This window comes from Stenotrophomonas maltophilia, assembly GCF_002799245.1.
GTDB lineage: Bacteria > Pseudomonadota > Gammaproteobacteria > Xanthomonadales > Xanthomonadaceae > Stenotrophomonas > Stenotrophomonas maltophilia_S.
The window spans coordinates 201,429-221,169 of sequence record NZ_NEQV01000003.1; the positions used below are offsets into that span (position 1 = coordinate 201,429).

Annotated in this window: 19 protein-coding genes; 8 read left to right on the forward strand and 11 right to left on the reverse strand. The window is 68.5% G+C overall.

Annotated features, from left to right (window positions below):
- Positions 1 to 309: 309 nt before the first annotated feature.
- The 3 genes from B9Y64_RS11830 to gspH are packed head-to-tail and all read right to left on the reverse strand — an operon-like array spanning position 310 to position 1,726.
- Positions 310 to 924, reverse strand: coding sequence for a prepilin-type N-terminal cleavage/methylation domain-containing protein (locus tag B9Y64_RS11830; RefSeq protein ID WP_100440957.1), 615 nt, complete (start codon positions 922 to 924; stop codon positions 310 to 312).
- The gene (gspI, locus tag B9Y64_RS11835; RefSeq protein ID WP_100440868.1) at positions 921 to 1,283 is read right to left on the reverse strand and encodes a type II secretion system minor pseudopilin GspI; all 363 of its coding nucleotides are present in this window, start codon (positions 1,281 to 1,283) and stop codon (positions 921 to 923) included. Before gspI ends, B9Y64_RS11830 begins: the two co-directional genes overlap by 4 nt.
- The gene (gene gspH, locus B9Y64_RS11840) at positions 1,280 to 1,726 is read right to left on the reverse strand and encodes a type II secretion system minor pseudopilin GspH (RefSeq protein WP_100440869.1); all 447 of its coding nucleotides are present in this window, start codon (positions 1,724 to 1,726) and stop codon (positions 1,280 to 1,282) included. The genes gspI and gspH overlap by 4 nt, the downstream gene beginning before the upstream one ends.
- A gap of 116 nt (positions 1,727 to 1,842) precedes the next feature.
- Here gspH and B9Y64_RS11845 point away from each other — a divergent pair, with 116 nt between their 5' ends.
- The gene (locus tag B9Y64_RS11845) at positions 1,843 to 2,307 is read left to right on the forward strand and encodes a general secretion pathway protein (protein WP_100440870.1); all 465 of its coding nucleotides are present in this window, start codon (positions 1,843 to 1,845) and stop codon (positions 2,305 to 2,307) included.
- 94 nt (positions 2,308 to 2,401) lie between these two features.
- Here B9Y64_RS11845 and B9Y64_RS11850 read toward each other — a convergent pair whose 3' ends face one another.
- Positions 2,402 to 2,737 carry a hypothetical protein gene (locus tag B9Y64_RS11850; protein ID WP_100440871.1) on the reverse strand — a complete coding sequence of 112 codons (336 nt, stop codon included), beginning with the start codon at positions 2,735 to 2,737 and terminating at the stop codon, positions 2,402 to 2,404.
- A 201-nt stretch (positions 2,738 to 2,938) separates the two neighbouring features.
- Here B9Y64_RS11850 and B9Y64_RS11855 point away from each other — a divergent pair, with 201 nt between their 5' ends.
- From B9Y64_RS11855 to B9Y64_RS11880, 6 genes are all read left to right on the forward strand, one after another.
- Positions 2,939 to 4,555, forward strand: a complete 1,617-nt coding sequence (locus B9Y64_RS11855; RefSeq protein WP_100440872.1) for a ShlB/FhaC/HecB family hemolysin secretion/activation protein — start codon at positions 2,939 to 2,941, stop codon at positions 4,553 to 4,555.
- A gap of 38 nt (positions 4,556 to 4,593) precedes the next feature.
- The gene (locus B9Y64_RS11860) at positions 4,594 to 6,378 is read left to right on the forward strand and encodes a DUF2341 domain-containing protein (RefSeq protein WP_100440873.1); all 1,785 of its coding nucleotides are present in this window, start codon (positions 4,594 to 4,596) and stop codon (positions 6,376 to 6,378) included.
- A 10-nt stretch (positions 6,379 to 6,388) separates the two neighbouring features.
- On the forward strand, positions 6,389 to 6,802 hold the full coding sequence (locus B9Y64_RS11865) for an ExbD/TolR family protein (protein WP_005409874.1): 414 nt from the start codon (positions 6,389 to 6,391) through the stop codon (positions 6,800 to 6,802).
- Between the two features lie 39 nt (positions 6,803 to 6,841).
- Positions 6,842 to 7,507, forward strand: coding sequence for a cell envelope integrity protein TolA (locus B9Y64_RS11870; RefSeq protein WP_100440874.1), 666 nt, complete (start codon positions 6,842 to 6,844; stop codon positions 7,505 to 7,507).
- 42 nt (positions 7,508 to 7,549) lie between these two features.
- Positions 7,550 to 9,295 (forward strand): putative porin, encoded by a 1,746-nt coding sequence (locus B9Y64_RS11875; protein ID WP_100440875.1) that lies wholly within the window; start codon positions 7,550 to 7,552, stop codon positions 9,293 to 9,295.
- Between the two features lie 97 nt (positions 9,296 to 9,392).
- Positions 9,393 to 9,722: a hypothetical protein gene (locus B9Y64_RS11880; RefSeq protein ID WP_005409871.1), complete on the forward strand. Its 330-nt coding sequence runs from the start codon at positions 9,393 to 9,395 to the stop codon at positions 9,720 to 9,722.
- Here the strand turns inward: B9Y64_RS11880 and B9Y64_RS11885 are convergent.
- The 3 genes from B9Y64_RS11885 to B9Y64_RS11895 all read right to left on the reverse strand — a co-directional run bounded on the left by B9Y64_RS11885 (position 9,711) and on the right by B9Y64_RS11895 (position 11,946).
- Positions 9,711 to 10,124 carry an OsmC family protein gene (locus B9Y64_RS11885; RefSeq protein ID WP_100440876.1) on the reverse strand — a complete coding sequence of 138 codons (414 nt, stop codon included), beginning with the start codon at positions 10,122 to 10,124 and terminating at the stop codon, positions 9,711 to 9,713. The genes B9Y64_RS11880 and B9Y64_RS11885 overlap by 12 nt on opposite strands.
- Positions 10,125 to 10,209: 85 nt before the next feature.
- Positions 10,210 to 10,851 carry a hydrolase gene (locus tag B9Y64_RS11890; protein ID WP_100440877.1) on the reverse strand — a complete coding sequence of 214 codons (642 nt, stop codon included), beginning with the start codon at positions 10,849 to 10,851 and terminating at the stop codon, positions 10,210 to 10,212.
- A 228-nt stretch (positions 10,852 to 11,079) separates the two neighbouring features.
- Positions 11,080 to 11,946, reverse strand: coding sequence for a pirin family protein (locus B9Y64_RS11895; RefSeq protein WP_100440878.1), 867 nt, complete (start codon positions 11,944 to 11,946; stop codon positions 11,080 to 11,082).
- A 149-nt stretch (positions 11,947 to 12,095) separates the two neighbouring features.
- Here B9Y64_RS11895 and B9Y64_RS11900 point away from each other — a divergent pair, with 149 nt between their 5' ends.
- On the forward strand, positions 12,096 to 13,022 hold the full coding sequence (locus B9Y64_RS11900; protein WP_100440879.1) for a LysR family transcriptional regulator: 927 nt from the start codon (positions 12,096 to 12,098) through the stop codon (positions 13,020 to 13,022).
- A 36-nt stretch (positions 13,023 to 13,058) separates the two neighbouring features.
- Here B9Y64_RS11900 and B9Y64_RS11905 read toward each other — a convergent pair whose 3' ends face one another.
- From B9Y64_RS11905 to B9Y64_RS11920, 4 genes are read right to left on the reverse strand one after another with little or no spacing between them, the layout of a single operon-like run.
- Entirely contained in the window at positions 13,059 to 13,382 is a 324-nt protein-coding gene (locus B9Y64_RS11905) for a DUF2149 domain-containing protein (RefSeq protein WP_100440880.1), read from the reverse strand.
- Positions 13,382 to 13,858: a MotA/TolQ/ExbB proton channel family protein gene (locus B9Y64_RS11910; protein ID WP_100440881.1), complete on the reverse strand. Its 477-nt coding sequence runs from the start codon at positions 13,856 to 13,858 to the stop codon at positions 13,382 to 13,384. Before B9Y64_RS11910 ends, B9Y64_RS11905 begins: the two co-directional genes overlap by 1 nt.
- Positions 13,855 to 17,763, reverse strand: a complete 3,909-nt coding sequence (cobN, locus tag B9Y64_RS11915) for a cobaltochelatase subunit CobN (protein WP_100440882.1) — start codon at positions 17,761 to 17,763, stop codon at positions 13,855 to 13,857. Before cobN ends, B9Y64_RS11910 begins: the two co-directional genes overlap by 4 nt.
- A 2-nt stretch (positions 17,764 to 17,765) precedes the next feature.
- Entirely contained in the window at positions 17,766 to 19,706 is a 1,941-nt protein-coding gene (locus B9Y64_RS11920) for a TonB-dependent receptor domain-containing protein (RefSeq protein WP_100440883.1), read from the reverse strand.
- Positions 19,707 to 19,741: the final 35 nt, after the last annotated feature.

Consider the following 19,741-nt stretch of genomic DNA (forward strand, 5'->3'; position numbering starts at 1 on the left):
GCAGGAGTGCGCCCGGCGGCAGGAGGGGCGCGCCGGGCCAGGCTGAGTGCCGACCAACGGTCGGCACCCACCAGAGCGGGCCCAGCACAGCAGTAGATCCACGCCATGCGTGGATGCCCGGGCCAGCCCCAGTGCCGACCAACGGTCGGCACCCACCAGAGCGGGCCCAGCACAGCAGTAGATCCACGCCATGCGTGGATGCCCGGGCCAGCCCCAGTGCCGACCAACGGTCGGCACCCACCAGAGCGGGCTCAATGCGAATCGGCAGTAGATCCACGCCATGCGTGGATGCGTTGCCAGGCACGCGCGCTACAGCTCCAGCACCCGCCGGTAGCTCAACGGCCCGCGCCCATCGCGCAGGACCAACCGCAGTTCCAGCCCGGTGGCCGGCAGCACCTCGCCCTCGCTGGGCAACATCGCCCACCCGGCACCCGGCTGCCATGCCCGCACCTCGAACCGCTGCACATCGTGCGCCACCGCAATTCCCTTTGACGGCTCCGGCGCCGGCAGGGGATACCGGTCCGTGACCGCACCACTGGCCCGCCATAGCGTGCCTCCCTGCCGCCACCAGCGCACACGTTGCCAGCGCAGGCCATCGCTGCCCGCGCTGCGGGTGATCTCCAGCGTGAAGCTGCCATCGGGATGCCGTTCGCTCACCAGCGAAGGGGGCAGCAGGCGCTGCGGACGATCTGCCGGGCGTACCGCGCCGTTCATCAGCGCATCGTCCGCGCGCATCTCGATATCACGCTGGAACTGCTGCAGCACGCGCAGCGCCGTCGTGGTCTCGGCATCGGCCCGGCGCAGGCGCTGATCGCTGCTGGCCACGCTGTCCAGTGCACGCCAGCAGATCAACGCCAGCACGCCCATGATGGTGATCGCGATCATCACCTCGATCAGGGTGAAACCTGCGGCCGCACGCTTCATCGGGCAGCCGTCCACGGCAGCTGCATGCGCGCCAGCGACTGCCGCGGTGCATCTTCGGCAACCACGCTGAGCTCCAGTTGCGGCTGCCCGTCATCCCCCGTGCCGAGATGCTGCAACACCAGGAAACCACTGCGCCCCTGCACGCAGCGCTGCCGCCCCTCCTGCGGCGGCTGCCCGGCCAGGCGCAGCTCCTGCCAGCGGTCCTGCGCGCACAACAGTGCCAGGCGGCGGTCGCGCAGGCGTGACTGATCGTCGGTGGCCACCGCCACCGAGCGCATCACGGCGGCCAGCGCAATTGAAACGATCGCCAATGCGATCAGTACTTCGATCAGGGTGAATCCGCGCGCGTTCCGCTTCACTGCACGACCTGCAACTGTCCGCTGCCATCATCACGAAGACGCAGCTGGCGGCCCTGCAACGACAACGTCAGCTCCCACGCCACGCCGATCCACTCCGGGCTCAGTTCAATCGGCGTGGCCGGCTGCACCGTGATGCCGGCCGGCTGCCAAGGCTGTGGGCGCAGCAGGTCATCGCGCTGCACGTCCACCCAGCGGGTGCCTTCGCGGCGGCTGAAGCGGTAGCCGGCGGTGTCGGCCTGCCAGCGCAGGGTGCGGCCATCGATACGGGCCTCGTCGCGCGCCACCTGCAGGCGCTGCGCCAACCGCTCGGCTTCCTGCCGCAGCTGGCGCGCCGGATCGAGCAGGCTGCCCAGGCCCAGCCCGATGCCCGCCGTGCAGATGCCGATGATCACCAGCACCACCATCAGTTCCAGCAGGGTGAAACCACGCGGCACGCGCTGCATCGACGTTGCCTCCTGTCCGGGTCGATGCCTGCCAGCGTAGGCCTGCATGATGAAACAAAAGCGTCAGCGAGGGCTGCTAGCGTGGGCAGACACGAACGTGGCGAAAGGTGCGGAGCATGGATGGCAGGCGCTGGGATCGCAATCGGCTGTTGACTCTGCTGGCGGCAACCCTGCTGCTGGCGGTGGTGGCCTATTGGGGGGTGACCCTGTCTGCGGTGACGCCCACCGCAGCGGCCAGCGAAACGCATGCGCAGGCGCCTGCGCGGCCCTTGTTCGACGCGGTGGCCAGCCTGCCGCTTGTGCGGCTGCTGTCCCCCGGCGCGGTGCAGACCGAGGTGGTCGTGCTCGGGGTGATGGCCGGCGACCACGCGCCGCTGGCGCTGCTTTCCGTGGATGGCCGTCCTGCCGAAGCCTACGCACCGGGCCAGCGGTTGGGGCCCTGCACGGTTCTCACCGGCATCAGCGCCAGTGCGGTGGAGCTGAACCAGGCGGGGCAGTCGCGCAGCCTGCCGGTGCCCGAGCTGCCGCCGGTGCCGAGCGATGGCATCATGCCGGCCGGCCGTCAGAGCGGCGCGCTGTAGAGCCGAGCCCAGGCTCGGTTGCTTCTCCCCGCGTGTGCTCCGCCTTGCGTCCAGAGACAGCCGAGCGTGGGCTCGGCGCTACAGAGGAACAGGCTCAGCGTGCCGGACGCTGTGGCACCACCGAGCGCCCAAAGGCATCGCCCATGCGCTGCCGCGTGCCTTCCAGGTTGTACTGCATCAGCTGGTTGCCGGGCTGTCGTATCAGTCGTTCGGCGTCCGGCAGCGCCGGTGACTTCGCTGGCTTCGATGGTGGCGCCAATTTGCGTTGCAGGCAGTCCCAGGCCGGAATGCGCTCGCCGTTGACCTGCACTTCGATGCACGGCGCTGCATCTTCCTGCTTCTTCGCCTCTTCGGCGCGGACCGATGGCAGCGCCAGCAGCAAGGCAAGGACGAGGGCAGGGCGCAGGCCCGCCATCAACGATTCACTCATCTCGAATCTCCCGCAGCAATCGACGTTCTGCAATGAAGACGTGTGGCGAAGGCAGGGTCCGCCTGCGGGCGTTGCGACGCTGTCAAAAGATGACAGTGCTGTCACAAAACTGTTGGCGGCTTTGACGCGACGTACACGTCCTGTTGGTAGACCCACGCGCCGCTCCCTGGCCACTCCCTTCGATACGACGCGATGCCTTCGATGAATCCTGTTCCGTGCCGAGCCGTCCGCCTTCCGCTGCGCCTGCATCCGCTGGTGCTGGCCCTGGCAGCGCTGCCGCTGCCGCTGTTCGCGCAGGAGGCGGCGCCTGCGCCCAGCGTGAACATCAACGAGTACATCGTGCGCGGCAACACGGTGCTCGATCCGCGCGACATTGAACGCGCGGTGGAGCCGTTCCTCGGCCCGGGCAAGACCCTGGCCGATGTCGAGAAGGCGCGCGATGCGGTCCACGCGCTGTACCAGCAGGCGGGCTACCAGTCGGTCTATGTGGAGCTTCCCGAGCAGCAGGTGAGTGGTGGCGTGGTGCTGCTGAAGGTGCAGCAGACGCCGATTGGCCAGCTGCGCGTGGTCGGTACCCGCCACGAATCGCCCGAGCGCATCCGCGAACGCGTACCGGCGCTGGCCGAAGGCAAGGTGCCTGACTTCGACCAGGCGCAGAAGGAGCTGACCGCCCTGAATGAAGGCGGGCGTCGCCAGGTGATGCCGCTGGTGCGCGAAGGCCAGGTGCCGGGCACGATGGATGTGGACCTGCAGGTCGACGAAAAGTCGCCGTGGCGCGCCAGTGCGGCACTCAACAACGACCACAGCGCCGATACCGAGAAGCTTCGCCTGAGTGCGTCGCTGGCCTACGACAACCTGTGGAGGCGAGGGCACAGCGCCAGCATCGGCGTGTATGTGGCGCCGGAAGACACCAAACAGGCCAAGGTGTTCTCCGCCTCCTACACGATGCCGTTCGAAGGCACGCCGTGGAGCCTGGAAGCCTCCGGCTACAAATCCGACAGCCGCGTGCTGAACGCCGGCGGGCAGGTCGGTACCGGCACCGGCACCAATGTGATCGGCAATGGCCATTCGATCGGCATCAAGCTCAACTACCGCCTTGCCGGCAGCAGCCAGTGGTGGCGCCAGCTCAGCCTCGGTGTGGATTTCAAGGACACCGAGGAAGACACGCAGATGGGCAAGGACAGCCTGAAGACGCCGCTGAAGTACGCGCCGATCACCCTGGCCTTCGTGGGGGTACGCCAGGGCGAGCAGGACCAGCTGAGCATCAATACCCAGCTGGTGGCCGGCACCCGTCGCCTGTTCGGCTATGGCAGCGACGCCACCGCCTTCGGCCAGAAGCGCTACTGGGCGGACCCCAGCTTCGTGGCCTTCAAGGCCGATGTGGCCAACACCCACACCTTCGGCAGCGACTGGCAGTGGTACGCGCGCGGCTCGCTGCAGGTGACCGATGCGCCGCTGGTATCCGCCGAGCAGTTCGCCGCCGGTGGCATGTACACCGTGCGCGGCTACCTGTCGGCCGAGGCGATCGGCGACTACGGTGGCCTGGCCAGCCTGGAATGGCGCACCCCGGCATGGTCGCTGTGGAGCGGCACCGACCTGCGGGTCTACAGCTTTGCCGACGCGGCCTACCTGCGCCTGCGCCAGCCGCTGCCCGAACAGCGCGACAAGTACAACCTGGCCTCGGTCGGCCTGGGCGCGCAGCTGCGCCTGGGTGAACACCTGCAGCTGCGCCTGGACTACGCCTGGCCCTATGCCGATGGGCCGGTCACGCGCAAGGACGACCCGCGCCTGCATTTCAACATCAGCACCAGTTACTGACCCTTTCCTTGAACATGCGTTCTCCGGAGACCCCTCGCATGGACCGTTTGCTTTCCCGAGTGTTGCTGCTGCTGGCCGCGCTGGTTGCGTTGCCCGCTGCCGCGGCCGATGCCAATTGGTGGCAGGCCGAATGGAAGTACCGCAAGCCGATCACCGTCGATGCCGGCCCGCAGGGCGCGGGCCTGGCCGGTGACCCCGGCCGCACGCCGCTGCTGCTGCGCCTGCATACCGGCAACTTCGGTTTCGACGGCACCCAGGATGCGGGCAACGACCTGCGTTTCGTGTCGGGTGATGGCCGCACCGTGCTGTCCCACCAGATCGAACAGTTCGATCCCAAACTGGGCCTGGCCCTGGTCTGGGTGGACGTGCCGGCGGTCAGCGCCGCCGCGCCGCAGACGATCTGGATGTACTACGGCAACGACAAGGCCCCGGCCAGCGGCAATGGCCAGCAGGTGTTCGATCCGGACTACACGCTGGTCTACCACTTTGCCGAGGCCAACGCGCCGGCCCGCGACACCACCGCCTATGGCAACAATGCCGGAGCCGTGGTGCCGCCCTCCGAAGGCTCGGTGATCGGCCGCGGCGTCCAGCTGGGTGCCGGCCCGTTGCCGTTGCCGGCCAGCGCGTCGCTGGCGCAGGAAGCGGGCGCGCCACTGACCGTGTCGGCCTGGATCAAGCCGGGCAGCAGCACTGCCGCGCAGGCGATCTACGCCCGTCGCGAAGGTGCATCCGAGCTGGTGCTGGGCATCGAGAACCGGGTGCCGTTCATGCAGCTCAATGGCCAGCGCAGCACCCCGGCGCAGCCGATTCCGGAAGGGCAGTGGGCACACGTGGCACTGACCGCGGAGAAGGGAGCGCTGCAGCTGTACCTCAATGGCCGGGTGGTCGCCCAGCTGAGTGGCGAGCTGCCTGCGTTGAGCAGCGCGCCGGTGGTGGGTGCCGACGCCCCGGGCGCGGCGCAGCCGCTGGCCAACTTCGAAGGTGCGCTGGATGAGTTGCGCGTCTCGCGGGTGGCACGACCGGCGGCACTGCTGCTGGCCGACGCTACCGCACAGGGCGCCGATTCGCGCCTGATCAGTTACGGCGCCGACGAGCAGTCGGCCGGCCAGAGCCACTTCGCTTTCATTCTCAGGGCGATGCCGTTCGATGCCTGGGTGGTGGTCGCCATCCTCGGCCTGATGATGCTGCTGTCGTGGGCGATCATGATCGCCAAGGGCCGCCACTTCGGCCGTACCAGCAAGGCCAATGCGGTGTTCACCGAGAGCTTCGGCAAGCTGGGCGGCGTGCCGCTGCGCACCCTGTCCGACATGGACCGCCAGGGCAAGGCCCCGGCCGCGATGCACGATGGCTCGTTGTGGCGCATCTACCAGGTGGCCATCGATGAAATGCAGCAGCGCCACCAGCGTGACGGCAACAGCGGTTACCTGAGTGGCGCCACCATCGCTGCCATCCGCGCCTCGATGGATGCGGTGATGGTGCGCGAGCAGGAAGCGATGGCGCGGCGCATGAACTGGCTGTCGACCACCATCGAGGGCGCACCCTACGTGGGCCTGTTCGGCACCGTGATCGGCATCATGCTGGTGTTCGTGGTGGCGGCGATGGCCGGCGCGGTGGACATCAACTCGGTGGCGCCGGGCATGGCCGCAGCGCTGCTGTGTACCGCAGCCGGTCTCGGCGTCGCCATCCCGGCGCTGTTCGGCTACAACTACCTGGGCGCGCGTGCCGAAGCGATCGGTGCGGACATGGCGGTGTTCATCGACGAGTTCGCCGCGCGCCTGGCCGAAGAGCAGGACGGGCGCGGCCCGGCCGCGGTCCAGGGCTGAGGGGCGCGCCATGGGCCAGAAGGCGAAGTTCGGCATCAAGAAGCGCGAGAAGGGCATCAACGTGACGCCCTTCGTCGACGTGCTGCTGGTGGTGCTGGTGATCTTCATCCTGACCAGCAACGCCTCCATCCCCGGCATCGAGGTCAACCTGCCGAAGGCCAGCAACAGCGTGGCGCTGGAAAAGCCGAAGACCAAGGCGATCACCATCGACCCCAGCGGCCAGGTGTTCCTGGATGCCTACCCGGTGACGATGGCCGAGCTGGAAGACCGGCTGCGTACCGAGCGCGCGACCACGCCGGATTTCCCGGTGATCGTGCGCGGTGACGCGCAGGTGCAGTACGCCCGCGTGGTCGAGGTGCTGGACCTGCTGCGGCGCCTGGAGCTGGCCCAGGTCGGCCTGGTCACCGGCAAGGCGCAGGGCTGAGGCATGACGGCCCATCAACCCCCTCGGCCGGAGCCCGGCATGCGCGGTCGCCCATTGCTGGTGACCGTCGCGCTGGTGCTGGTCGCGTTGCTGGTGCTCGGCGTCGCGCTGTGGTGGCTGCTGTTCAAGGACACTGCCAGCACCCGTCGGCCGGTGGTGCAGCCGCCGATGCTGGCGCTGCCGCCACCGCCGCCACCACCACCGCCGCCGCCGGAAAAGCCGCCGGAGCCGGAAACGCCGCCAGAAGAGGCGATGCCCGAACCGGAGCCGCTGGAGCAGCCGACGCCAGCCGAAGAGCCAACGCCAACGCCGGACAATGCCGATCCGGTAACGATGAATGCCGATGCGCAGGCCGGTGGTGACAACTTCGGCATCCAGTCCGGCAGCGGTGGCGGTTCGTCCGGCGTCGGCCGGGGCGGCGCCGGCAATGCCACCTATGGGCGCTACCTCGGCTACCTGATGCAGCAGGCGATCTCGCGCGACGACAAGGTCAAGCGCCTGGCGTTCCAGCTGCAGGTGAACGTGTGGCTGGCCAGCGATGGCCGCCTGGAAAAGGTCGAGCTGGTGCGTGGCAGTGGCAACGAGGAGGCCGACGCGGCCGTGCTCGATGCACTGCGCCGCATCGGCAAGGTCGACCAGGCCCCGCCACCGTCCCTTGATTTCCCCGCCCGCGTCCTGATCCAGGGCCGCCGGCCCGGGGCCTGATTCCCGACCTCCGTGATTTCCCTTCTTCCGATGAGAACCGTGATGAACGACCACGTCCGCGCACGAACCGACTCCCGCCGCCCGCGGCCGGCCCGACGGGCGCTGCTGTGCTGCGCCGTGCTGCTCAGCCTGGCTGCGCCAGCCGGTGCGATGGCCGCCGAAACCACCATGGTCAAGCTGATCAAGGGCCTGATCGCCAGTGGCGCGCTGAAGCCCGAAGATGGCCAGGCATTGCTGGTGCAGGCCGAGGCCGAGGCGGCCGCCGCATCGCGCACCGCAGCCACCGCGACTTCGGCCGCCAGTGGTGGCGTGGCCCTGGAAGCCGGTGACGTGCGCGTGCCCTACGTGCCGCAGAGCGTGCGCGACGGCATCCGTGACGAGGTGCGCCAGGACGTGATGGCGCAGGCCAAGTCCGAAGGCTGGGCGGCACCGAACGAAGTGGCCGAATGGACCAAGCGCATCAAGGTCACCGGTGACATGCGCGTGCGTAGCGAGTCGCGCTTCTTCTCCGAACGCAACAGCGACATCGTGAGCAACTGGTCGTCGATCAATTCCGGCAACGGCTTCGACACCAATACCAACACCAATCTGCAGCTGCCCCCGCTGCTGAATACCCGCCAGGACCGGCGCAACCTGTGGCGCATCCGCGCCCGCCTGGGCATCGAGGCGACCATTGGCCAGCACACCACGGCCGGTGTGCGCCTGGCCAGCGGCAGCAGCAATGGCCCGGTGTCGACCACCGAGCAGCTGGGCGGCGGCCTCAGCAAGAAGGACGTGTGGCTGGACCAGGCCTGGCTGGCCTACAGCCCGGCCGACTGGGTGACGGTGCGTGGTGGCCGCTTCGGCAATCCGTTCTGGACCAGCGATACGCTGTTCTCCAACGACCTGAACTTCGACGGCCTGGCCGCCAACCTGCAGTACGACTTCGATGGCGGTGATCTCGGCCTGTTCGGCAATCTGGCGGTGGTGCCGCTGGAGTACACCTCCGACAGCGCGCCCAGCCAGAGCCGGGTCAAGACTCCGAACGAGAACAAGTGGCTGTCCGGTGCGCAGGTGGGCGTGAACTGGCGCTTCAACGACGACAATGCACTGCGCGCGGCATTGGGGTACTACGACTTCAAGAACATCAGCGGCCGCCTGTCCTCGCCATGTGCGCTGTATGCCGGCGCCGTGGGCTGCGATACCGACTGGTCGCGCCCGGCCTTCATGCAGAAGGGCAACACCCTGATGCTGATCCGCGACATCGCGCGCAACCCGCTGGATCCGGCCAACACGCCGTCCCCGCAGTATGTCGGCCTGGCCTCGGCGTTCCGCCTCGCCACGCTGAACCTGCGCTGGGATACCCAGCTGGCCCAGGACATCGGCATGCGCCTTGAGGGCGACTACATCCGCAACCTGGCCTACGACAAGCAGGCGATGTTCAGCCGTGCCAACAACGGCATCGTCAACAACTACGACGCCGGTGGTACCGCCAGCATCGACACCTTCCGCAGCGGTGACACCGCATGGATGGTGCAGGCCACCTTCGGTGCCACCGAACTGAAGGAGAAGGGCCAGTGGCAGGCGCTGCTGGGCTACAAGCACATCGAGGCCGATGCGCTGCCCGATGCCTACAACGATCCGAACTTCCACCTCGGCGGCACCAACGCCCGCGGCTACTACGTGGGCGGTGCCTACGCGCTGGACGCGCGCAGCTGGATCAGCGGCAAGTGGATGGCGGCCAAGGAAGTGTCCGGCGCGCCGCTGTCGATCGACGTGTTCCAGCTGGAGTTCAACACCGGCTTCTGAGTGGTGGCGTGATGCGGATCACGTAGTGCGTGGCGGGGGCGCAGCGATGCGCCCGTCTAAGGAAAGGAGACCACGCGTTGTTCAAAAGGAGAAGTGGATGAGCCGTCGCAAGCTGTTCGAGAGTCCCGAGCCATCCAGCCAGATGCTGGGTGTTGGTCCGGCCTATGTTTCAGTGGAGGGCCTGCGCCAGCACCTGGCCGAGTTCCTGCTGTATGCGGGGCGGCCGGTGGTGATCATGCGCGGACGCAGCGAAGTGGGCTATTTCCTGCCGGCGCGCTGCTGGCGCCAGCGTGACGATGACCCGCTGGCGGCGGCGGCCGCCGACCAGCTGCTGGATGCGGCCGGTTTCCAGGCCGAAGACATCCAGCAGGTGGAGCAGGAATTCAACGCGATGCGCCAGCGCACCGTGTTGCATTCACGGCGCTGAATCCGGGGCCGCCCTTCCGCGCTCACTGGTGATGCGTGCACCTTCGCGCATCACCAGGGTCACCGGGGTCTTTTCCACCACCTCCAGCAACCGCTGCCACTGCGCATCGCTCAGCTCGGCGCTGGCATGCAGCACGCGGTGCACGTGGAAGCGTCCATCCCCGTCGCGTTCCGAGCGCAGCTCGGCATGGAACTCGCCCAGTTCCCAGCCCTTGCGCTGCGCGTACATGCGTAGGGTGATGGCGGTGCATGCCGCCAGCGAGGCCAGGTACAGGTCGAACGGTGCGAACCCCTTGCCCTGGCCACCCAGCGACGCAGGTTCGTCCGCATCCACGTCGAAGCTGCCATTGCTGATGTGGTGCAGGTAGTTGTCGGCGGTTGAAACAATGCGTGCGTAGGCCATCGGTTTCTCCATCTGTCTTTAGCGTCGAGCCATGCTCGGCTGCCGGAAATCGGCGGCGCCAATACACGCCGGCGCCGCCATGCGATCACTCGGTGCGATCGTACGAGAACTGGATGCCCGCGGTGCCACCGGTTTCGATGAAGAGGTTCATGAAATCCGGAACCGTAGCCGAACGGGCCCAGTCGCGCTGCAGCTCGCAGAAGAGCTGTGGCACGCTGATCAACTGGCCACCGGCCTGTTCGATGCGGCGCAGTGCCGCGTCATGCGCCGCCAGCGACGTGCCACCGACGGCGTCGACCACCACGTACACCTCATAACCCTCCTTCAGTGCGTCCAGCGCCGGGAAGGTCAGGCAGGCCTCGGTCCATAGCGCGGTCATGATCAGCTTGCGGCGCCCGGTGGCTTCAACCGCCTTGCGGAACTCGACGTCCTCCCAGGAATTGATGGTGGTGCGGTCGTAAGTGGGGTAGCCAGCCAGCACCTTGCGCAGCTGCGGGATCGGCGGCTTGTTCAGGCCGGTCTTGACGTTCACCGTCGAATGCACGATCGGCAGCCCGTAGGCCACCGCGGCCCTGGCGGTGCCGACGATGTTGTTGACCAGCAGCTGACGGTCCATCGAGGCAATGGAGTTCACCTGCACCGGCTGGTAGTCGATGATGATGAAGGCGGAATTCTGCGGGGTCAGCAGATGATCGCTGGCCGGGTCGCGGATCGGTTCACTGGACATGATGGGTCTCCTGTTCGGGGGAGTGCCGGCGATCGGCCGGCACCGGGGCAACTCAGCTGCGCTGTGAATCCAGCGGTTCGTGGTTGTTCTGCTCGTCCTGCGCCTGGTCCGGATCGATCACCGGGCGCGCACCGTTGACGTTGGCGGGGTTGCTCAGGGTCAGGCTGCCGGGGAGGCGGGCGATGGCCCGATGGTTGCGGCGGGTCGAAGCCCGCCGCGTTGAAGTGCTCAGTGCGCGATCCGGCCGAAGCGACCGCTGTTGAAGTCGTTGACCGCCTGCGCGATCTCGGCCTGGCTGTTCATCACGAACGGGCCGTAGCCCACCACCGGCTCGTCGATCGGCTCACCGCTGAGCAGCAGCACGGTGGCGTCGCTGTCGGCGTCGACGAACACGTCCTCACCGCTGCGGTCGAAGGTGACCAGCTGTGCTTCGCCGACCGGCGGGCCGCCGTTGACCCGGACCGAACCCTTCAGCACCACCAGCGCCAGGGTGCGGCCGTCGGCCACCGGCAGTTCGGCGTGATGGCCCTGCTGCAGGCGGATGTCCCAGACATCCATCGGCGTGTGGGTGCGGGCCGGGCCGGCGTGGCCGTCGAAGCGGCCTGCGATGACTCGTACGCGGCCAGCGCCATCAGGCAGGTCCACCGAGGGGATCTCTGCGTCGAGCAGGGTCTGGTAGCCCGGCGCGCCCATCTTGTCGCGCGCCGGCAGGTTCACCCACAGCTGGACCATGTCCAGCGTGCCGCCCCGCCTGCTGAATTCCGGCGTATGGAACTCCTCGTGGAGGATGCCGGACGCGGCGGTCATCCACTGCACGTCACCGGCGCCGATGGTGCCGCCGGCACCGGTCGAATCGCGGTGTGCGACCTCGCCCTCGTAGACGATGGTGACGGTCTCGAAGCCGCGATGCGGATGCTGGCCGACGCCACGCGGCGTTTCGCTGGGCGCGAACTGGTAGGGGCCGGCATAGTCGAGCAGCAGGAACGGGCTCAGGTGCTGGCCGTGGGTGTTGTAGGAAAACATCGAGCGGGCGGGGAATCCGTCGCCGACCCAATGCGGGCGAGGGGCACTGTAGGTTCCGGTGACACGCTTCATGGCGATCTCCTGGCCGGGGCTGCCGGCCGCTGTTCTTCGTTGCGGAGACGATATCGCCGTGACAATAAGCCCGGTAGACGCCAATATTTGCCGTCATAGTCCTATCTGGTGAACAATGGCGCTGGCCTTGCGCCGCAGGAGATCGCCCCGTGTTCATCGCTGATATCCGCCGTTGTGACCTCAACGACCTGTTCTACTTCGCGATGGTGGTCGAGCACGGCGGCTTCTCGCAGGCAGGGCGGGCGCTGGCCATGCCGAAGTCGAAACTGAGCCGGCGCATCGCGCTGCTGGAGGAGCGGCTGGGGGTGCGCCTGATCCAGCGTTCGACCCGGCGCTTCTCGGTCACCGAGGTCGGCCAGGACTACTACCGCCACTGCAAGGCAATGCTGGTCGAAGCCGAAGCGGCCGAAGAATCGATCGCGATGTCCCGCGCCGAGCCACGCGGCACGATCCGCCTGGCGTGCCCGATCGCGATCCTGCACGCGCGCATCGGCGCGATGCTGGCCGATTTCCTGGCCCTGCATCCGCAGGTGACCGTGCAGCTGGACGCCACCAACCGCCGCGTGGACGTGGTGGGCGAGGGCGTGGACGTAGCGATAAGGGTGCGGCCCCCGCCGCTGGAGGACAGCGACCTGGTGGTGCGCGTGCTGGCGCGCCGGGCCTGGTGCACCAGTGCCAGCCCGGCGCTGCTGCAGCGGCTGGGCACGCCACAGGTGCCGGCCGACCTGGCGATGATGCCGACGGTCGACCTGGCATCACCCAGCCAGCAGCATGCCTGGGAGTACACCGGGCCGGACGACGTACAGGCCAGCGTGCATCACCGCCCGCGGCTGGTCAGCGATGACATGATCGCGCTGCGTACCGCTGCCATGGCCGGGGTGGGCCTGCTGATGCTGCCGCGGATGATGATCAGCGACGAACTGGCCAGTGGCGCGCTGGTGCAGGTCCTGCCGGAGTGGCAACCGAAGCACGGCATCGTGCACGCGGTGTTCCCGTCGCGACGCGGGTTGCTGCCGGCGGTGCGTGCGCTGATCGACTACCTCGCCGAGCGCTTCGAGGCGCTGCAGGAACCGTAGATCCTTGCCGGTGCACCACCCGTGCGGTGCAGGGATCTACCGGGCGGGAGGGGCACCCTCCGGCACATATACCATGCGTCCGTCCGGCAGCCGATAGGTCACGCCGGCCTTGATCCCGCCACCTTCTCCGATCTCGCCGGTGGACTGATAGCGGGTCAGTTCTTCGCCCTGTTTCACGGTGATGCGCATGTTGGCCTGGCCGGGGTTCTCGATCACCGTCACGTCCTGGCTGGTGAATGGATTGAGCGGATTGCGCACGATCACGATCATCAGGATGCCGGTCACCACCAGGAACAGATCGATCAGGTTCACCACCGACAGGATCGGGTCATCGGCGTCCTCGTCATCCAGGAAGCGCATCAGTGCACCTCCTGCAGGCGTTCGAACATGCGCAGTTCCTGCAGCAGCCAGCGCCGGCGCACGGTCAGCACCAGGTAGGTCAGGCTGGCGGCAACCAGGGCCAGGATCACCGACGAGAAGGCCACCACCATGTTCTCGCCCACGCCCTGCGCGTCGCTGCGGGTCAGCGCCAGCAGCGCCGGGCCCATCGGGATCATGGTCGCGACCAGGCCCAGCATCGGTGCGGTCCGCGAGACGATGCGCAGGCCTTCCAGGCGCTTGAGGATATGCAGTTCCAGGTCGTCACTGCTGCCGCCGTGGCGGGCCTGCCAGGCCAGCAGCTCGGGGCGGTGGCGGCCGCGCCGGCGCTGCAGCCCTTCCCACAGGAACGCGCCGAAGCTGAGGAAGGCGTAGGCCAGCGACAGCAGGATCAGCAGCAGGACCGGAGCGAGGAACAGGTGGGAGAGATCGTAGAGCGTGGATTCAAGCGCGTTCATGCGGAAGCCGTGTTGGAAGGGGAATGGGAAGGGCCGGCGCGGCGCGCGTTGCGCCGCGACTGCAGCAGCGCGCCTGCGCCAAGCAGGGCCAGCAGCGCAGCGAGTGCCCAGCGCGTGGCAGGCGAGTGCGGAGCCGGTGGCGGCAGCTGCCGCATCACCTGGCCGCGCACCCTGGGCGAGGGCGCAGGGGCCGGTTCGGCGGTGGCGGATTGCCGGGCCACGGTGGCCGCAGCCTGGGTTGCCGGTGCGACCGACGCTGCGCGGCCCAGCCCATAGCCGGGACGGGCCTGCGTCGGTGCCGGTTCCGGCGCTGACGCCCCCTGCAGCTGCTGCAGGCGTTCCTGCAGCTCGGCGCGGGTGCGGTCATCGGCTTGCCAGTAGCCACGCGTGATCGCTTCCTGCAGGCGCTCGATCATCTGTACCTGTGCGCTGGCGTTGTGCTGCTCGAACCACGGCGCCAGCCCCAGCTGCCGGCTGTCGCGCACGAAGGTGTCATGCACCGCCTGCCACTGGTCGGCGCGGACCGTCCCGGGTGCGGTCACCTGCCAGCCGAACAGGTTGTCCACGTTCTTCAGCACTTCCAGCGTGCCGGCATAGCCCTCGGCCTGCATCGCACCGATCCACTGCGGGTTGAGGGTCTGTGCACGCAGCTCGTCGGCGAGGAAGCGTGCGGTGCTGCGCGTGCGTGGGGTCGGTTCGCGCAGGTCGGAGACGTACAGCGCCGGGCTGGCGCCATCGAGGTGGCGCACGGCCAGCGCCAGCCCGCCCAGATACTCGAAAGGATGGTCGGTGCTGAGCAGGCCATGGGTGTTGGAGGAGCGCGACAGCACCGCCGCCTGCACGCCGTGCAGCTGTTCGGCGAACAGGTTGCCGCCGGGCAGGGTGGTCGCCCGGCCATCACTGCCGTAGCCATGCTGCAGGCGATCCAGGAAGCCGGAGGCCAGCGCCGCATCGTCCTTGCCCGCCGCGCCGCTGCGCGCCAGCACAGCATGGTTGAGCCCGCTGCCATACTCACCGGGCGCATTGCTGAAGATGCGCAGGCGTGACAGGCGCTGCGCCTGCTCCGCAGGCAAGCCGTCACGCTGCAGGCGCTGCTGCAAGGCCAGCGCATTGCCGGCGATCGGATTCCCGGCCGAGGCCGGCATCGCCGCCAGCTGCTCGATGGCGGCGGCCAGCAGGCGCAGGAACGGATCGAACTGGTCGCGGTAGACGCTGGTGGCCTGGATCACCACATCGATGCGCGGGCGTTGCAGCTCCGCATCGGGCACGATGTCCAGGGCGATCACCTTGCCACCGCTGTCCCAGCGTGGACGCAGGCCAAGCGCGTGCAGCACCTGTGCCTCCAGCACGCCGAGGTGGCGGATGGCCTCGCTCGACCACAGGCTGATGGCGAGTTTGCGTGGCAGCTGCCCATCGTGATCATCACGATAGGCCTGCAACAGCTGCTGCAGGGCGAGCTGGCCGGTGTCGAAGGCTGCGCGGGTGGGAATGCGGTCGGGCTCGAACGCGAACAGGTTGCGGCCGCTGCGCAGCTCCGGCGTGCGGATCGGGTCGCCGCCGGCGCCGGGCAGCACGAAGCCACCAGCGAGGCCGTGCAGCAGTGATTCCATCTCCTGTGTATCCGCCAGTGCGGCATCCAGCTGCACGCCACGCCGCAGCGCTGCGCGCAGGCCGGGGTCGGAGACACCATTGATCGGCGCGCCATCGCGCAGGTGGCGTACCAGCGTGCGGTACGCAAGGCCCTGCTGGATCTGCCGGTAGTCCACCGCCGTGGCCTCCATTGGATCTTCGCCCAGGGCTTGCAGATAGCCCGGGCCCAGCTGCTGCATCACCATCAGCAGCCGATGCTCTGGCGAGGCCGGCACACCGAAGGTATGCAGTCCCAGCGGCAGGTTGCGCTGTGCCAGCGCATGCAGATGGTCATGCAGCACCGGCAGGAAGCTGTCGAAACGTGCCTGCATGTCCACCGCGCTCCAGCCCAGGTCGGCGGCGATGCCACTGTCGGTGGCCAGTGCGCGCAGGCGTGCGGCGGTGGCATCACGCACCGGCCCCTGGTCCAGCTGCTGCAGCTCGTGCACCACCGCGTGCAGGTCGCGCAGCTCGTCGTAAAGCCCGGACGGTGCGAACGGTGGGGTCTGGTGGCTGACCACCACGGCACGGCCACGGCGCTTTGCCTGGATCGCTTCGCCGACGTTGTCCTGGATGTACGGGTAGAACACCGGCAGCTCGCCCACCGCGAGCCACGGATAATCGGCGGCCCACAAGCCGCGGTCCTTGCCCGGCGTCCATTCCTGCGTGCCATGGGTGCCGAAGTGGATCAGTGCATCGGCCTTCCACTGCTGGCGCAGGTACAGGTAGGCGGCCAGGTAATAGTGGCTCGGCACCGACCCGATGTTGTGGGTCGCTTCGCCGACGCGGCCCGCACGTGGTGGCTGCGGCATCAGCAGCAGGTTGCCCAGGCGCAGCCGTGGCAGCACGAACACGGCCTGCCCATGCAGCTGGCGTACCGCCGGGTGGTGTGCAGGATCGCCCCACTGTGCGCGCAGTTCGTCGCGGCGCGAAGCGGGCAGGGTGGCCAGCCAGCGGCGGTAGTCGGCTACCGGCAGGGTATCGGCCAGCCCGGCTTCGAGCAGCGCGTCCAACCGCTGCGGATGGTAGTAACCACCCAGCAGCGCCTGCAACTGCTCGATCAGGGTCTTCTCATCCACTGGCTGCGTTGTGTACCCGGCCTGTACCAACTGCGGCAGCAGCGCCTCGATGCTGCGCGGCACATTGAGGTGCGAGGCCGACAGGTTGCGCTCGCCGTCCGGCGCATTCCAGAACAGCAGCGCCACGCGCTTGTCGGCCACGGCGGTGTGGCGCAGCGCCGCCAGCCGCTGCAGCTTGGCCGCCAGTGCATCGATCTGTTCGGGAATCGGCTGCAGTTCTCCGCGTGCATTGGCCGAGACCACGATCGGATCACTGGCGCCCCAGGCTTCGGGTACGGCGACGAAGGTCGCCAGCGTTGCCATCGGGATGCCGGTGGTCGCCGCGCGCCAGTCATCCGCATCGCCCTGCCGATGGTTCAGCGCCTGCAGCACTGGCACGTCCAGCGTGGCGAATTCGGCGGCACGCGCGGTGCCGTTCTGCAGGTGGGTCAGATTGACCAGCGCATCCACCTCGATGCCGCGCAGCGCCTGCTGCAGGGCGTCGTCGGCGGCCGCATCGAACCAGACCCCGAACAGCGCGATCCTGCGTGCGCGCCCGGCCTCGATCAGCGCGTCCAGTACCTGGGTCTGCATGCCGCTGAGCATGCTGCCGGAAATCAGCACGGCCACCTTCGGCCACGTCGCCTGGCCGTCGCGCTGCCACTGCGCCTGCAATGCCTGTGTGCTGTCCAGCCACTGGCCGCCGCCCGTGCTGTAGCCGGTGGCGGGCAGCACCTGCGGCAGCGGCAGCCCGTCGCTCCCGGCACCGCTGCGCCAGGCCTGCAGGTAGGCTGCCAGCGCGCGGATATTGGCCTGGCCACCGTTGCCGTAGTAGCCGGCGATCCTGCGCGCCACCCCGGCGGGCAGGTGGCCGGAGGCCGGTGCGCCACCGCCCACGCGCAGCCATGGCACCTTGCCGCTGCGCAATGGCCCATCAACCATCGCCATGACCTGTTCGACATCGGCCGGTCGCGGCGTATCCAGCAGCACCAGGTCGCTGCCTGCGGGCCAGCCGTCTGGCAAAGCTGTCGCCGGGTCCACCACGCGCTGCCGGAAGCGCACGCCTGCGGGCGCGCCCAGCGCATCCAGGCGGGCGATCCTGCCTGGCAGCACGAAGCTGCTGCTGACCACCTCCACCCGCAAGGGTTCAGGCTCGGCACGCGCCGATGCGGCCAGCATCAGCCACCCGAGCAGCAGCCATGTCCACCGGCCGCGCATGTTCAGAACGCCAGTTCGATGCCGGCATGCACGTAGCGGCCGGTTTCCGGGTACGGGTACAACGCGCCGGTTTCGTCCAGCCGCTTGTCGGCCAGGTTGTCGATGCCGGCCACCACGCTCACCGCCGCGGTCACGCGCCAGCGCGCATCCAGCGACCACAGCCAGTAGTCGGGCAGGGTCACCTGGCTGCTGCCGGCCACCTGCTGCTGCGGGCCGATGTATTCGCCGCGCACGGCGGCCTGCAGCGGGCCACGCTGCCAGTTCAATGCGGTGGCGCCACTGCGGCGCGGGCGCTCCGGCAGCCACTGCTCGGTCTGGCGGTCTCGCGGGTCCAGCCAGCTCCAGTTCGCCTCGAACGACAGATGCTCGCTGATCGGCGCGGTACCGGCCAGTTCGAGGCCACGGATGCGTGCACGGGCCACGTTGGTGTAGTTGCGCAGTTCGCGGCCACGCACGCCACAGGCGCGCACGCAGGTGGTCTGGATCAGGTCCTTGAGGTCGTTCTGGAAGGCGGTCGCCTGCAGTGACCAGCGCTGCTGCTGCCAGGCCACCGACAGCTCGGCGCTGGTGTTCTGTTCCGGCTTCAGCTGCGGGTTGCCGACAATGGTGAAGCGTCCACCACCACCTACGGCGGAGTACTCCGGCGACAGCTGCTTCAGGCTCGGCGCCTTGAAGCCGCTGCCGATGCCGCCCTTGATCGTCAGCGCCTCTGTGGCATGCCACAGCGCATACGCACGCGGGCTGTGATGCCAGCCGAATTCGGGATGGCGATCGCCGCGGCTGCCGAACACCAGCGAGAGTGCATCGCTCACCTGGATCTCATCCTGCACGAACAGCGCGCTCTGGTCCGATTGCAGGTGGCCACTGCGTGCGCCGGCCGCATCGTCCAGTTGCTGGCGCCGCCATTCGCCGCCGACGCTGACGCGGTGGCGTGTACCCAGCGCGACGGTGGCGCGCGCATCGACGATCTGGTCGGTCAGCTGCTGCGGCCGCGAGGCCTCGCCGCGGTCGCGACGGTTGTCGCGGTCCAGGGTCGCACGGTAGGCACTCACCCGGGTCTGGCCCCAGTCCCAATCGCCCTGGTGGCTCAGGGTGGTCTGGCGGCGACGGATGTCGTCGATGGTCTCGTAGACGTAGGGTGCGGCACCGGCCTGCAACGCATGGCGGCGTCGTTCCTCGCTGCCCTGCAGGTGCGACAGGTCGATGCGCTGGTGCGAGTCCGGGGTCCAGGTCAGTACCGCGCGTCCGGTAGTGACCCGCCGCCCCTCCTGTTCGTCCAGGCGCTCGTCGGTCGGGTCGCGGGTGGCGTCCTTCTGCCGGTGTTCGGCAAACACGCTCAGGCCCAGCGTGCCAGGCAGCAGGGCGCCCCCCGCGTACAGGCCTGCCTGTGCGGTGTTGCCGCCGCGGTCACCGCCGACCACGCCGGCGTTGTAGACCAGGTTGCCCTGCCAGTCGTCGGTGGCGCGGCGGCTGATCACGTTGACCACGCCGCCCAGCGCCTCCGAGCCATACAGCGAGGACATCGGGCCGCGTACCACCTCGATGCGTTCAATCGCCGCAGCCGGCAGCCAGCCCAGGTCGAAGTCCGAATGGGCGATGGCATCGGCCGACGCACTCACGCGCTGGCCGTCCAGCAGCACCAGGGTGTAGCCCGGGTCCATGCCACGGATGCGGATGCCACGACGACCGAAGCCGACCCCGGCTATGGTTATGCCCGGGCTGCCGCGCAGTGCGTCGGCCAGATCCAGCACCGGCCGCAGCTGGATCTGTTCGCGGGTGATCACGCTGATGGAGGCTGGCGCGTCGCTGGCCAGGCGGTCGGTCGCGGTGGCGGTCACCACCACCGGGTCCAGCTGCGAGGGGGCTTCGGCCGCCGCCAGTGCGGGCGACAGGGCAAGGAGGATCGCACCGGGCAGCCGGCGGGCAGGGGCGGAACGGGGCATCGGAAGGGGTCGCCATGAATGTGACGATATAACAT

What these genes read in the sequence shown, in the direction of transcription:
- B9Y64_RS11830 (WP_100440957.1), bottom strand. Translation starts at nt 924, where the DNA reads ATGAAGCGTGCGGCCGCAGGTTTCACCCTGATCGAGGTGATGATCGCG.
- gspH (WP_100440869.1), bottom strand. Translation starts at nt 1,726, where the DNA reads ATGCAGCGCGTGCCGCGTGGTTTCACCCTGCTGGAACTGATGGTGGTG.
- B9Y64_RS11845 (WP_100440870.1), top strand. Translation starts at nt 1,843, where the DNA reads ATGGATGGCAGGCGCTGGGATCGCAATCGGCTGTTGACTCTGCTGGCG.
- B9Y64_RS11850 (WP_100440871.1), bottom strand. Translation starts at nt 2,737, where the DNA reads ATGAGTGAATCGTTGATGGCGGGCCTGCGCCCTGCCCTCGTCCTTGCC.
- B9Y64_RS11855 (WP_100440872.1), top strand. Translation starts at nt 2,939, where the DNA reads ATGAATCCTGTTCCGTGCCGAGCCGTCCGCCTTCCGCTGCGCCTGCAT.
- B9Y64_RS11860 (WP_100440873.1), top strand. Translation starts at nt 4,594, where the DNA reads ATGGACCGTTTGCTTTCCCGAGTGTTGCTGCTGCTGGCCGCGCTGGTT.
- B9Y64_RS11865 (WP_005409874.1), top strand. Translation starts at nt 6,389, where the DNA reads ATGGGCCAGAAGGCGAAGTTCGGCATCAAGAAGCGCGAGAAGGGCATC.
- B9Y64_RS11870 (WP_100440874.1), top strand. Translation starts at nt 6,842, where the DNA reads ATGCGCGGTCGCCCATTGCTGGTGACCGTCGCGCTGGTGCTGGTCGCG.
- B9Y64_RS11875 (WP_100440875.1), top strand. Translation starts at nt 7,550, where the DNA reads ATGAACGACCACGTCCGCGCACGAACCGACTCCCGCCGCCCGCGGCCG.
- B9Y64_RS11880 (WP_005409871.1), top strand. Translation starts at nt 9,393, where the DNA reads ATGAGCCGTCGCAAGCTGTTCGAGAGTCCCGAGCCATCCAGCCAGATG.
- B9Y64_RS11885 (WP_100440876.1), bottom strand. Translation starts at nt 10,124, where the DNA reads ATGGCCTACGCACGCATTGTTTCAACCGCCGACAACTACCTGCACCAC.
- B9Y64_RS11890 (WP_100440877.1), bottom strand. Translation starts at nt 10,851, where the DNA reads ATGTCCAGTGAACCGATCCGCGACCCGGCCAGCGATCATCTGCTGACC.
- B9Y64_RS11895 (WP_100440878.1), bottom strand. Translation starts at nt 11,946, where the DNA reads ATGAAGCGTGTCACCGGAACCTACAGTGCCCCTCGCCCGCATTGGGTC.
- B9Y64_RS11905 (WP_100440880.1), bottom strand. Translation starts at nt 13,382, where the DNA reads ATGCGCTTCCTGGATGACGAGGACGCCGATGACCCGATCCTGTCGGTG.
- B9Y64_RS11910 (WP_100440881.1), bottom strand. Translation starts at nt 13,858, where the DNA reads ATGAACGCGCTTGAATCCACGCTCTACGATCTCTCCCACCTGTTCCTC.
- cobN (WP_100440882.1), bottom strand. Translation starts at nt 17,763, where the DNA reads ATGCGCGGCCGGTGGACATGGCTGCTGCTCGGGTGGCTGATGCTGGCC.
- B9Y64_RS11920 (WP_100440883.1), bottom strand. Translation starts at nt 19,706, where the DNA reads ATGCCCCGTTCCGCCCCTGCCCGCCGGCTGCCCGGTGCGATCCTCCTT.